Annotated in this window: 10 protein-coding genes; 8 read left to right on the forward strand and 2 right to left on the reverse strand. The window is 68.5% G+C overall.

Going from position 1 to position 12,940, the window contains the following annotated elements:
* Positions 1–165 precede the first annotated feature (165 nt).
* Together cqsA and MKD50_RS17715 are read left to right on the forward strand one after the other, a co-directional pair.
* Positions 166–1,395: an alpha-hydroxyketone-type quorum-sensing autoinducer synthase gene (gene cqsA, locus MKD50_RS17710; RefSeq protein WP_240987443.1), complete on the forward strand. Its 1,230-nt coding sequence runs from the start codon at positions 166–168 to the stop codon at positions 1,393–1,395.
* Positions 1,396–1,446: 51 nt separating this feature from the next.
* Positions 1,447–2,784, forward strand: coding sequence for a sensor histidine kinase (locus MKD50_RS17715; RefSeq protein WP_252667969.1), 1,338 nt, complete (start codon positions 1,447–1,449; stop codon positions 2,782–2,784).
* A 39-nt stretch (positions 2,785–2,823) separates the two neighbouring features.
* Here the strand turns inward: MKD50_RS17715 and MKD50_RS17720 are convergent, their stop codons facing one another.
* The gene (locus tag MKD50_RS17720) at positions 2,824–4,038 is read right to left on the reverse strand and encodes a CaiB/BaiF CoA transferase family protein (protein ID WP_240071584.1); all 1,215 of its coding nucleotides are present in this window, start codon (positions 4,036–4,038) and stop codon (positions 2,824–2,826) included.
* Positions 4,039–4,449: 411 nt separating this feature from the next.
* Here MKD50_RS17720 and MKD50_RS17725 point away from each other — a divergent pair, with 411 nt between their 5' ends.
* The 5 genes from MKD50_RS17725 to MKD50_RS17745 all read left to right on the forward strand — a co-directional run bounded on the left by MKD50_RS17725 (position 4,450) and on the right by MKD50_RS17745 (position 8,976).
* Positions 4,450–5,475, forward strand: coding sequence for an acetamidase/formamidase family protein (locus tag MKD50_RS17725; protein ID WP_115699636.1), 1,026 nt, complete (start codon positions 4,450–4,452; stop codon positions 5,473–5,475).
* Positions 5,476–5,501: 26 nt separating this feature from the next.
* The gene (locus MKD50_RS17730) at positions 5,502–5,711 is read left to right on the forward strand and encodes a XapX domain-containing protein (protein ID WP_092312193.1); all 210 of its coding nucleotides are present in this window, start codon (positions 5,502–5,504) and stop codon (positions 5,709–5,711) included.
* A gap of 31 nt (positions 5,712–5,742) precedes the next feature.
* On the forward strand, positions 5,743–5,934 hold the full coding sequence (locus tag MKD50_RS17735) for a DUF1427 family protein (protein WP_012355164.1): 192 nt from the start codon (positions 5,743–5,745) through the stop codon (positions 5,932–5,934).
* Between the two features lie 98 nt (positions 5,935–6,032).
* Positions 6,033–8,396 (forward strand): acetamidase/formamidase family protein, encoded by a 2,364-nt coding sequence (locus tag MKD50_RS17740; RefSeq protein ID WP_371925366.1) that lies wholly within the window; start codon positions 6,033–6,035, stop codon positions 8,394–8,396.
* A gap of 82 nt (positions 8,397–8,478) precedes the next feature.
* Positions 8,479–8,976 (forward strand): hypothetical protein, encoded by a 498-nt coding sequence (locus tag MKD50_RS17745; RefSeq protein ID WP_252667971.1) that lies wholly within the window; start codon positions 8,479–8,481, stop codon positions 8,974–8,976.
* 9 nt (positions 8,977–8,985) lie between these two features.
* Here MKD50_RS17745 and MKD50_RS17750 read toward each other — a convergent pair whose 3' ends face one another.
* A complete protein-coding gene (locus MKD50_RS17750) occupies positions 8,986–9,417 on the reverse strand; it encodes a hypothetical protein (protein WP_252667973.1) in 432 nt (143 codons plus the stop codon).
* 421 nt (positions 9,418–9,838) lie between these two features.
* Here MKD50_RS17750 and MKD50_RS17755 point away from each other — a divergent pair, with 421 nt between their 5' ends.
* Positions 9,839–12,934: an acetoacetate--CoA ligase gene (locus MKD50_RS17755; protein ID WP_252667975.1), complete on the forward strand. Its 3,096-nt coding sequence runs from the start codon at positions 9,839–9,841 to the stop codon at positions 12,932–12,934.
* Positions 12,935–12,940 lie beyond the last annotated feature (6 nt).

Genomic DNA, 12,940 nt, shown 5'->3' on the forward strand with positions numbered 1-12,940 from the left:
CGTCCCATGGCATGCCGGCATCCGGCGCGCCACCAGGGAACGTTGCGCCCGGCACCCCACGCATGGGCGGCTGGCTTTGGCGCAAGCGCCATGCAAGCCTTGCCGCTTTCCTCCGATTCATATTTATCTGTTGAAGGACGACCGATGCTCTCCGAAGCCGCGCCTGTGCAATCCCGCCACCATGCTTGCCGCAACAAGGCCCCGACCCTGCCGCCCTGGATCACCACGCGCATGGCACAGCATTTCGAGGAACGCATGGGCAAGCTCTGGGGCGGGGACCACCTGCTGCACGGGCTAACTCCCGGGCCCGACGCGCTGCACCTGAGCAGCAACGACTACCTGTGCCTGCTGGGCGAAGCGTCGCTGGTGCAGGCGCAGGCGCGGGCCTTTGTCGATGACGCGCCGGAGCTGCTGATGTCGTCCGTGTTCATGCACGGCGATACGCCGCAGCGGCGGGTCGAGCGCAAGATCGCTGACCTGATGCAGGCCGAGGACGGGCTGATCGCCCAGTCCGGCTGGGCCGCCAACGTTGGCCTGGTGCAGTGCATCGCCGGCCCCGGCATTCCGGTCTATATCGACATGAACGGCCATGCCTCGCTGTGGGAAGGCATCATCGCCGCGGGCGCGCAGGCGGTGCCGGTGCGCCATAACGATTGCGATCATGTGCGCCGCCAGCTGGAGCGCTTCGGCCCGGGCGTGATCATGGTGGATTCGGTCTACAGCACCACCGGCAGCGTGGCGCCGCTGGTGGACTATGTCGAACTGGCCGAGGCGTCCGGCTGCGTGCTGGTGGTGGACGAATCGCACTCGCTGGGCACGCATGGCCCGCGCGGCGGCGGCCTGGTGCCGGCGCTGGGGCTGTCCGAGCGCGTGCATTTCCGCACCGCGTCGCTGGCCAAGGCCTTTGCCGGGCGCGCGGGCTATGTGGCCTGCTCCACCGCCTTCAAGGATTTCTACGCGGTGGAATCGCGGCCGGCGATCTTCAGCTCGGGGCTGCTGCGCCATGAGATCGCATGGTTCGACGCGGTCACGGACTTCATTGCCGCCGCGGACGAGCGCCGCGCGCGCCTGCATGCGATCACCCGCGAGACCCGCTACGCGATCGCCGCACTGGGCTACAACATCAGCGAGGGCTCGGAGCAGATCATCGGGCTCGAGGCGGGCTCCGAGCCGCAGGTGAAGGTGCTGCGCGACGCGCTGCAGCGGCGCGGCATCTTCGGCGCGGTATTCTGTGCGCCGGCCACGCCGAAGAACCGGGCATTGATGCGACTTACGCTGCATGCGAAACTTGGCGCCACCGAAATCGACCGCCTGGTCGGCGTGCTCGCCAGCATCCGCGACGAAGTCCGGCTGGAAGAGTGGTCCTCGACGCGCCGGGCCCGGCGCAAGTCCTGAAAATCCCACAAGCGGGCCGATCGCAGGCATCCGCGAGGAGTAGTCCTGGAGATGGATGCAAAGGTAGCGCAAGCGGAGGACAGCCGCCCGACCCTTGCCGGGCTGGCGCGCCAGGCATGGCAGGCCGTATTCGAGACCGCCGCGCGGGCCACGCTGCTGGACGAAGAGAGCGTCATCCGCCTGCGCCGGATCCAGATGGTGGGCGCGCTTGGCGTGGTGGGGCATCCGCTGTACTACGTGATCTGGTCCTATGTGTTCCCGCAGCCGTATGAAAACCTGTGGCTGCGGCTGGCCTGCACCGCGCTGTTCGTGCCGCTGCTGTTCGCCTCGGCGTTCTCGGGCCGGCGCTGGCTGCCGCCCTATGCGCTCTTTGCCATCACGATAGGTCTGCCGTTCGCCTTTATCTTTTTCTACCTGGAGAACGGCGGCTCGATGGTGTGGGCCGAATCGGTGATCATCGCCGTGGTGATCCTGTATCACTTCAACACCGCCTTCGCCACCATCGCCCTGTTCTCGGGCGCCGCGGCGGCGATTGCGCTGTTCGTGCTGGCGGGCAATTCCATGGGCGGCATCCCGTGGGAGCCGGTGCTGCTGCAGTTGCCGGTGATCGGCTTCGTGATCGCGGTGCTGGTGGTGATCAAGATGGACCGCCAGCTGCTGGCCGAGCAGAAGCGGCGCGGCATGGCCGCCGCGCTGGCCACCGTCGCGCATGAGCTGCGCACGCCGCTGACCAGCCTGGCCATGACCGCGCGCGGCCTGAAGGCCAGGCTGCCGGCGGCGCTGGACCAGGACACGCCGCAGCGCGACGGCCTGATGCAGGCCGTGGCCCGCATGGAATCAGACCTGGCCCATATCAGCAACAGCATCGAGCTGCTGGTGGCCAACTCCAAGAACCCGGAAAACGCCACGCAGGCACTGTTCGAAGTGGGCGAGGTGATCCGCGACGCCGTCGGCCGCTTTCCGTTCGAACCGGGCGACATGGAACGGGTCACGGTCGACCTGCCCGGCCGCGCCTACGTAATGGGCAACGCGCAGCTGTTCGGCCTGGTCACGACCAACCTGCTTAAGAACGCGCTGGAAGCGATCCGGCGCGCCGGCAAGGGCACCATCCATATCCGCTGCGAGGTCGAGTCCGACGCGGTCCACGTGGTGTTCCGCGACACCGCCACCGGTGTGCCGCCGCAGGTGCTGGCGCGGATGTTCCAGCCCTTCTTCTCCTACCCCGCGCACCGCGGCACCGGCATCGGGCTGGCGTTCTGCCAGAAGGTGCTGGGCAGCTGGGGCGCGGGCATCAGTTGCCGCTCCGAGGAACACGTGTTCACGGAGTTCGACATGCGCTTCCCGCGCAAGGGCAAGTGGCCGGAGCCGCAGCAGCCTGACGCGTCGTAGCCCGCGCCGGGCAGCCACCGGCGCGGCTTGCGCCGGCCCTTACACCACGCCGGCAGCCTTGAGCGCGGCCACCTGCCCCGCATCCATGCCGAGCAGGTCGCCCAGCACGCGCTCCGTATCCTGCGACAGCAGCGGCGGCGCGGCGCGCACCGGCAGCCGTTCGCCGTCGAGCCGGTACGGCGGCGCCAGCACTTCCACACGACCGGTTTCCGGATTGGGCAGTTCGGCCAGCAGGCCGGCTTCGGCCGAGCGCCGCGAGCGCAGCGCCTCGAGCAGCCCCAGCACCTCGCCGCACGGAATGCCGGCGGCGCTCAGGCGCGCCAGCAGCAGCTCGCGCGGGCGGCGTGCCAGTTCGGCGCGCAGTTCCGGCAGCAGCGCCTGGCGGTTGGCCGAGCGGCCGGTGTTGGTGGCGAAGCGCTCGTCGGCGGCCAGGTCCGGGCGCTCGATCACCTCGGTGCAGAAGCGCTGGAACTGCGCGTTGTTGCCAACTGTGATCACCAGCGGGCCATCGGCCGCATCGAACACGCCGTAGGGCACGATCGACGGATGGGCGTTGCCGTATTTGGGCGGGTCCTCGCCCATCAGCAGTGCCTCCAGGCCATAGTAGGCCGTGATCATCAGGCCGCAGTCGTACAGCGCCATTTCCACGTGGCGCCCCTGGCCGGTGCGCTGGCGGTCATACAGCGCAGCCAGCACGGCCTGCGCCGAATACATGCCGGTGAACATGTCCACCACCGCCGTGCCGAACTTCAGCGGTCCCTGCCCTTCCTCGCCATTCAGCGCCATCAGGCCGGCCTCGCCCTGCACCACCAGGTCATAGCCGGGGCGGGTCGCCTCGGGGCCGTTGCTGCGGTAGCCGGTGATCGAGCAATACACCAGCCCCGGGTTGATCGCCTTCAGCGCCTCGTAGCCCAGCCCCATCTTGTCGATGCCGCCGAACTTGAAGTTCTGCACCAGCACGTCGCACTTCGCCGCGAGTTCGCGCACGATGCGCTGGCCTTCGGGCTGCTGCAGGTCGATGCCGATGGACTGCTTGTTGCGGTTGGCGCTGTTGAAGTAGGCCGTGTTGCGCGTGCCCACGCGCAGGCCCCAATCGCGCGTATCGTCGCCGCGGCCCGGGTGTTCGACCTTGATCACCTCCGCGCCCAGGTCGCCCAGCGCCTGCGTGCACATCGGTCCGGCCAGCACGCGGGACAGGTCCAGCACGCGCACGCCAGCCAGCGGCAGGCGCGGGGATTGATTGGTGTCAGCCATGCGGCGATCTCCTTATGTGTGTTTCTCCCGGGCTTGCGATGGATCGGCCCGGGCTTCGCCCGGATTTTGCACTGTCAAGGCCTGGTCGACAATTCCATGGATCATTGACACGGTGTCAACCAAAAATTAACACTCCGCCGCAGCCAGCCAGATGGCGGCGGCGTACAGCGGGTTTACCTTAGTGCGCGGCAACACAAGAGTTTGGGGGGAATCGCCCTACTGCCCGGGCCCGCGCCATCCCTAGTATTGACTCACCGCGGCGACGCAAGCCCCGCCAGCGGGAACAGGCAAGACCTGCCTGCCACGCATCGCCCGCATCCCTGACCACCTCGTCGAAGCCAGCCGCTCACCCGCTGAACGGCTGCGGCTGCGGTCGCGGATACGGCGGAAAAGAGAACCAAGGAGACAACCATGCTGCACGACCTGCCCGCCCGCCCCGAGACCATCCACTGGGGCTACTTCGATGCCACCCAGGCGCCCGCGCTGACCGTGAAGAGCGGCGACCTGATCCGCGCCGAAGCGGTGACCCACCACGCCGGCGACGCCCCCGACCTGATGATGGACGACGCCATCCGCGAGATCTACCGCAAGATCCCGCACGACGACCGCCATCCGGGCGTGCACATCATGACCGGACCGATCTATGTCGAAGACGCCAGGCCGGGCGACGTGCTCGAGGTGCGCTACCTGCAGATGATTCCGCGCTTCCGCTTCGGCGCCAATGTCGCCGCCAACTGGGGCCAGCTGTACAAGGAGTTCGAGAAGGAACGGGTCACCATCTATGAGCTGGACCAGGCCTCCAATACCGCGCATGCGCTCTACGCCTACGACTATCCCGGCAAGCTGACCATCCCCGGCAAGGTGGTCGACGAGCGCGAATGCTGCCGCCAGCCGGCGCTGGCCGGCGTGCGTGTTCCGGTGCGGCCGCACCTTGGCACCGCCGGCGTCGCGCCCGACGCGCGCGGCCGCGTCACCACGGTCGAGCCGGGGCTGCATGGCGGCAATATCGACAACTGGCGCATCGGCGCGGGCGCCACCATGTACTACCCGGTGCAGGTCGACGGTGCGCTGTTCTCGATCGGCGACCCGCATATCTCGCAGGGCGACGGCGAAGTCAGCGGCACCGCGATCGAGGCCTCGCTCAACGTGCTGTTCCAGATCGTGCTGCGCAAGGACTTCCATTTCCCCTCGCCGCTGCTGGAAACGCCGGACTGCTGGGTGGTGCACGGCTTCCACGAGGACCTCGATGAAGCCGGCAAGAACGCGGCCCGCGACATGATCCATCTGCTGACCGAGCAACAGGGGCTGTCGCGCGACGATGCCTACTCGCTGATGAGCGTGTCGGCGGACTTCGGCGTGACCCAGGTGGTCGATGGCACCCAGGGCATCCACTGCACCATGCCGCGCACCATCTTCCCGCCCAAGGCCAAGGGCTGAACCGGCGACAGCCACGGAGAACGCGCATGCAATACGTCTACATAGGCCGCAACGAACTGGTGGCGCTGGTGGTCGGGCTGGTTACCGGCACCCTGTATTCCTGGCTCAACCTGCCGATTCCCGCGCCGAATGTCACCGGCGGGATCTGCGCGATCCTGTTCACCTACATCGGCTACCTGATCGTGCACGCATGGCGCCGGACCATCGCCTTCGGGCGACCGCCGGCCAGCCACTGAATCATCGCAACTCATGCGTTGGGGGAATGACATGGTGGAAATTGCATTGGGCAGTACCGAACTGCAGGCCGCGGCCGTTGGCCTGGTGACCGGTCTTCTTTACACTGCGGTACGGGCGCCGATACCGGCCCCGAACGTGCTGGGCGGCATCTTCGCCATCTTCGGCACCTTCGCCGGCTTTGTCCTGGTAGCCGCGATGCGGGGGCAGCTGCTGATTGGCTAAGGCATCGCCGGGCCTTCGCCAGCAACGTTGCGCCGGCGCGGCGGACCGCCATGTCCGCCGCGCCGGCGCTGTGGCAGTCAGACGCCAGGGAGGCTCCATTGCATCTACAGCGTTTTTCCACCGAAGCGTATCCACGCAACCGGCGCGGCGCCGCATGGCGCGACGAGCTCAGGGCCGCGCGCCTGCAGTGCGAGAGCCTGTGCGCGGACCACACCCTGCACGGCACGATCCAGTCGCGCACCACGCCCGCCGGCATCGGGCTGACCTGCATCGCGTCGGTTCCGCAGACGCTGGCCATCACCGCCGGCGACGGCCGCGGCCTGATGCTGCTGATGCTGACCGAGGGCGAAGCGCACCTCGCCACCCCGGACCTGCGCGAGCCCTTGCGCCCCGGCCAGGTGCTGTGCGTGCCCGAGCACGCGGCGCGCAAGGTGGCGCTGATCACCGGCTTCCGCCTGCTGATCGTGCATATCGGCCAAGCCTTGCTGAATGCGCGCATCACGGCGCCGTTGCCACGCTCCGCGCTGGTGCTGGGCGGCGACGCGGCGGAACTGTTCGCGCGCCTGCTGCAGTCGATGGCGGCCAGCATCGACACCCTGGTGTCCGCCGATGACCGGGCGGTGCAGCCCTTCGACAGCACCATCGTCGCCTGTCTGGGGGCAGCCCTGGCGGACAACCAGCCCAGCGCGCCGCCGGACATGACGCCGTCGCGCGCGGCGGTATTCGCGCGGGTCTGCAGCCGCATCGACGCGCGCCTGGCCGAACCCGAGCTGAGCCTCGCCGCCATCGCCGCCGACGAACACATGTCGGCCCGCTACCTGCAGAAGCTGTTCGAGAAGTCCGGCAGCAGCTTTTCGGCCTACCTGCGCACCAGCCGGCTGGAGCGGTGCCGCGCCGACCTGGCCAATGCGCAGTACGACAAGCTGTCGGTCTCCGACATCTGCTATCGCTGGGGCTTCAACGATCCTTCGCACTTCAGCCATGCGTTTCGCGAGCAGTTCGGGATCTCGCCGCGCGCCTACCGCGGGCAAGCCGCGGGCACGCCCGCGCAGCGCCCGCCGCTGAACGTGTCGCGCGGGCTGCCGGCCGATGCCAGACGTGGTCCCGTGCAACCGCGCGTCCCGGCCAACGACGGTGCGCGCGCACGCGCGCTGCCCGCGCCGTCCGTGGTCCCCATCACCCAGGCCCGCTCGCACGCGGCGCGTCCGGAAGGCCGGCACCACTGGCTGCAGGCCACCGACAAGACCGTGCACTGGGGCTACCTGAGCCACGAACTGCCGCCCGTGCTGGAAGTGATGTCGGGCGACACCGTCACCATCGAAACGCTGACCCAGCACGCCTCCGACGACCGCGAGCGCATGATCGACGGTGATCCCGGCGCCGAAAGCGTGTTCCACTGGACCGCCGAGCAGAAGAATGTCGACCGCCGCGGCGCCGGTCCCATTGACGCGTCGGTCTACGGGCGCGGTGCCGGCGAGGGTTTCGGCGTGCATATCTGCACCGGTCCGGTCGCGGTGCGCGGTGCCATGCCCGGCGACGTGCTGGAGGTGCGCATCCTGGACGTGCGCCCGCGCCCGTGCGCCAACCCCCGCTTCGCCGGCCGCGCCTTCGGCAGCAATGCCGCCACGTGGTGGGGTTTCCACTACCGCGACATGCTGACCGAGCCGCGCGAGCGCGAAGTGGTGACGGTGTTCGAGATCGACTGCGAACGCGCCGACGGCTGCGCCCGCGCCGTCTACAGCTTCCGCTGGACGCCGCAGCGCGATCCGTTCGGCGTGCTGCATCCCACCATCGACTATCCCGGCGTCCCGGTCGACCACGACACCATCGTCAAGAACCACGACGTGCTGCGCGATATCGAGATCCCGATCCGGCCGCACTTCGGCGTGATCGCGGTCGCGCCCGCGCAGGACGGCCTGATCGACTCGATCCCGCCATCGAGCTTCGCCGGCAACCTCGACAACTGGCGCGTCACGCGCGGCGCCAGCGTGTACCTGAAGGTGGCGGTGCCGGGCGCGCTGCTGTCGATCGGCGATCCGCATGCCTCGCAGGGCGATTCCGAACTGTGCGGCACCGCCATCGAATGCTCGCTGACCGGTGACTTCCAGCTGATCCTGCACAAGAGCACCATGATCGAACGCGGCGCGCCGTTCGCGGACCTGAGCTATCCGCTGGTGGAAACCGCCGACGAATGGATCCTGCATGGCTTCAGTTCGCCCAACCACCTGACCGAGCTGGGCCAGATGGCGCAGAGCCACATCTACCTGAAGTCCACGCTCGACGACGCCATGCGCGATGCGTTCCGCAAGACGCGGCGCTTCCTGATGACCGTCAAGGGGCTGAGCGAGGACGAGGCGGTGACGCTGATCTCGGTGGCGGTGGATTTCGGCATCACGCAGGTAGTGAACGGCAACTGGGGCGTGCATGCCATCATCAGGAAGGCGTTGTTTACGCGGTCGTGAGGGCCGCTGCGAAGGTCGCCCGGGGCGTGCTGCCGGGCCCTATAGTATTCTCGCGGGTTCCCCGACCCGTACCACGAGATTGATGCCACACACCGAAGACGCGCCGCCCGAGCACGAAGCCTCAGCCATCCACGAACCGCGCCTGTGGCGCGACAAGGGCTGGACCGCCCGCGTGATCAAGAACGAGGATGGTGAAGGCTGGGCGGTCGAGATGATCCGCGACGGCAGCGCCGAGCCGGCACTGGTCGGCCCCTGGACCATGGGACGCAACAAGGTCGACCCCAAGCCGCTCGACGCCACCGCGCACCAGACCCTGGTCAAGACCGCCTCGGAAGTGATCCGGCGCCATGAGCAGCAGCTGCACGCGCAGCTGAACAAGCAGGTCAGCATCGACGCCGAAGCCGGCAGCGTGACCGTGAAGCTGGCGATCACGCCCGACGAGTTCGAGCCCTTCGGCACGCTGAGCGCCGAGGATGCCTTCGGCGAGGTGCTGGCCACCATCAAGGTGCGGCCTGACTTCCGGCTGACGCGCGACAGCGCGGAGCGCTGGGCCGCCAGCGGTTTCGACCGGATTCGCTAGCCAGGCCGATTACTTGCGCATCCGCAACAGGTCGGCGTAAGAAACCAGCTTGCTTTTTTCCTTGGCCAGCGTTTTGGTCCGGGCCGCCGGGCGCTTCGACTGCCCGCGCTCGAATTTGGCGGCGGCGCGTTCGTCTTCGCGCGCGTAAGTCCGTTCGGACTTGGCTTGCGCCTTCAGCCGTTCCGACTCCAGCCGCGCCGCGGTGCGTTCCTCGCGGGCAATATCCTGCGCGGCCGACAGGATCTCGGCCCGCAGCAGGTTGCGCCTTTGCCTGGCGGCGGCACGGGCCGCCTGCAGTTCTTCCTTGCGCTGCCGCAGCCAGTCCCTGCGGTTGACCGGCGCGGGCCTGGCTTCCGCCGGCACGCTCAGGCGCAAGGCCCTGCTGAGCGAGACCTGGTCGGTCCGCCGTGCGGGCCGCGGCGCTTCCTTCCCTTTACTCACGCTGCCTGACTCTCCTGGCACCACCCGGGTGCCGCCTGCGTCTCGTCCATGGATGCCGTTGAAACCATTCACCAACCTTACCACAGCGACAAAACCCGCTTGCCCGGTAGTCACGGCAGCGAAGTGCGATGGCGATCCGGGTTGCCCTGCACTATCCGGTATCGGATTCATCACACGCAACGGGGCTGGAATGAACTCCTTCTCGTGGCGGAGGCAAGGCATCCGCTGATACGGGGGCCAGTGCGGACGATCCTGAACGCAGCGCCGGGACGCCTGCTGCGGCGCTGGCAGCCTGCCGGGCACCAAGCCTGCCGGTCATGCGTGCGATGACGCACAGACCAAAATCTGGCAGGCACTAATCTCCGTCTAAGAACACGCCGTCACTTTCGAATGGCGTGCACCGGTCTCTCAGGAGCATCGGATGGATCGATTTTACTTGTTGGACGCCTCGTTCTGCCCGAGCGTCAACCAGGGTCGCACTCCCATTTACGTCAGCTCGCCCGAGCGTGCCGTGGCGTCGCAGATGACCGCGTTTACAGCGGTCCTGCAGGCGTGCGCCGGACGGTCGTTCCACCGCTACGGCGCGTTGCACGAATACTCGGTCAGGGAGTACCGGGCGTTCTGGCGCTGCTTCCTGCAGTGGTCGCAGGGGCTGGCGTGGTCAGGCAGCCCCGAGCCGGTCTGCGTCGGCGACGATTGCGAGCATGCCCGCTTCTTCCCGAACCTGCTGCTGAACTATGCCGACAACCTGCTCGGGCTGGAAGTCGCGGGCCCAGAAGCACCGGCGCTGACCGCCTGCCACGCCGATGGCCGGCGTGAACGCCTGACCCGGGGCGAACTGCGCGAGCGCGTCGCGCGCGCGGCACATGCCTTGGCGCAGCTGGGGTTGCGAGAAGGCGACCGCGTGGTAGGCGTGATGCGCAACGACGCCGAGGCCATCGTCGCCGCGCTGGCGGTGACCGCGCTCGGCGCCACGCTGTCCACGGCCGCGGCCGAGATGAGCGTCGAGACCCTGCTCGATCGCTTCGCGCCGCTGGCGCCGCGGCTGCTGCTGGCGCACACCGCGCAGCGCGCCTTCGACACCGGCGTCCCGCTGGCGGACAACGTCGCCGGCCTGGCCGGCGCGCTGCCTTCGCTGCAGGGCATCATCCAGCTCGACGACGGCGCCTTGCCGGACACCGTCAGCCTGCCGGTCCATGCGCTGGCGGACCTGATCGGCCGTGGCGATGCGGAGCAGTTTTCCTTCCAGCGCTTTCCGTTCAACCATCCGCTCTTCATCATGTTTTCGTCGGGCACCACCGGCAAGCCCAAGTGCATCGTGCACGGCGCCGGCGGCACCCTGCTGGAACACCTGAAGGAGCACCGGCTGCACTCCGACCTGCGCCCCGGCGACCGCATGTACTTCCACACCACCTGCGCATGGATGATGTGGAACTGGCAACTGTCGGCGCTGGCGTCCGGGACCGAGATCGTGACCTATGACGGCCCGATCGCCACGGTCGACACGTTGTGGCGCCTGGTCGCGGACGAGCGCGTCACGGTGTTCGGCACCAGTCCCGCCTACCTGAAGATGTGCGAGGACGCCGGCCTGGTGCCCGGCCGGCAGTTCGACCTGGGTGCACTGCGCGCGATGATGTCGACCGGCTCGGTGCTGTTCGACGCACAGTTCGAATGGGTGCGCGATCACGTCAAGCCGCTGCCGCTGCAGTCGATCTCCGGCGGCACCGACATCCTCGGCTGCTTCGTGCTGGGCAATCCGAACCTGCCGGTCTATGCGGGCGAAGCGCAGTGCAAGAGCCTGGCGCTCGATGTGCAGGCGTGGGAGCACGGCGCGCCCACCAGCGGCATCGGCGAGCTGGTGTGCGCCAATCCGTTCCCGTCGCGGCCGCTGGGCTTCTATGGCGACGCGGACGGCAAGGGCTTCCACAAGGCCTACTTTTCAGCCAATGCGGGAGTCTGGACCCACGGCGACCGGATCGAGTTTCCGCCCGAAGGCACGGCGCGGCTGCATGGCCGGTCCGACGGCGTGCTCAATGTGCGCGGCGTCAATGTCGGGCCGGGCGAGATCTACCGGGTGCTGCGCGATATTCCCGAGATCCGCGAGGCGATGGTGGTCGAGCAGCGCGCGCGCACTGCATCACCGGACCGCACCCACGCGGAGCGGTACGACCAGCGCATGGTGCTGCTGCTGGTGTTGCAGGACGGCGTCGCACTGACCGGCGCGCTGGCCGCCCGCGTGCGCCGCGACCTCGCGCGCCGCGCCTCGCCAACCCATGTGCCCGACCGCATCCTGGCCGTGCCGGCGCTGCCGGTCACGCATAACGGCAAGTTCTCCGAAGCGGCGGCGCGCAATGCGGTCAACGGACTGCAGGTGGGCAATGCCGCGGCGTTGCGCAATCCGGACTGCCTCGACGCCATCCGCAATCATCCGGGCCTGAACCTGGCCGCACGCGAACTGCCCGCCCCCGGCACGTCGCGCGAGCAGCTCGAACGCCATTTGCAAGCCCTGTGGGAGCGCTTGTTCGACTTCGCCCCGATCGGCCGCGACGACAACTTTTTCGATCTTGGCGGGCATTCGCTGCTGGCCGCGCGCTTGCTGGCGGACGTGCACCAGTCGACCGGCCGCACGATTCCGCTGGCCACGCTGCTGTTCGCGCCCACTATTGCGGGCCTGGCCGCGGCGATCGACGAAGCCGCGTCCCCGCGGCCTTCGCCCAACCTGGTGCCCGTGCGCAGCGGCACCGGCTCGCCGCTGTTCCTGGTGCACGGCGCGAGCGGCTCGGTGATGGAGTGCTGGGCCATGGTCAACGCGCTGCGCACCTCGCGCCCGGTCTATGGGCTGCAGGCGCGCGGCCTCGACGGCGAGCAGCCGACCCAGCGCCGCGTCGAGGACATGGCGGCCAGCTATATCGAACAGGTACGCAGCCTGCAGCCAAGCGGTCCCTACGCGCTGGCCGGTTACTCGTTCGGCGGGCTGGTGGTGTTCGAGATGGCGCAGCAGCTGACCCGCGCCGGCGAGCAGGTGGAACTGCTGTGCCTGCTCGACACCTATGTCTGCGAGCATTTCCTGCCGTGGCGCACCTGGGTGCGCTACTGCTGGAACTATCCCGGCTGGCAGTTGCGCAAGCTGCGCGCGGTGCCGGCGGCACAGCGCGTGCGCTACCTGAAGTACGCGCTGCGCCGGGCCGCAGAAGGTGTCGGCATGCGCCGCGGCGGCATCACCTGCAAGCCCGACGCGTTTACCGAATCGCTGCCGCCGGCACTGCGGCAGGTGCGCGAGACCATGGTGCGAGCCATGACGACGTATCGACCGCGGCCATACCATGCCGGCCCGGTGCTCTATCTGCGCGCCGCGGTCAGGCAGCAACAGCGCGGCGATCCGCTGTCCTTGTGGCGGCGCGTCGCGCTGGGCGGCCTGACCATCGCCGAGGTGCCCTGCAGCCATTTCGACCTGGTCGTCGAACCCAACCTGCAAGCGGTGGCGGCGATCCTGGACGAAGGGCTGGCGGGCGCGTGACGCCGC

The organism is Cupriavidus mimosae, from assembly GCF_023952485.1.
GTDB classification, from domain to species: Bacteria; Pseudomonadota; Gammaproteobacteria; order Burkholderiales; family Burkholderiaceae; genus Cupriavidus; species Cupriavidus taiwanensis_C.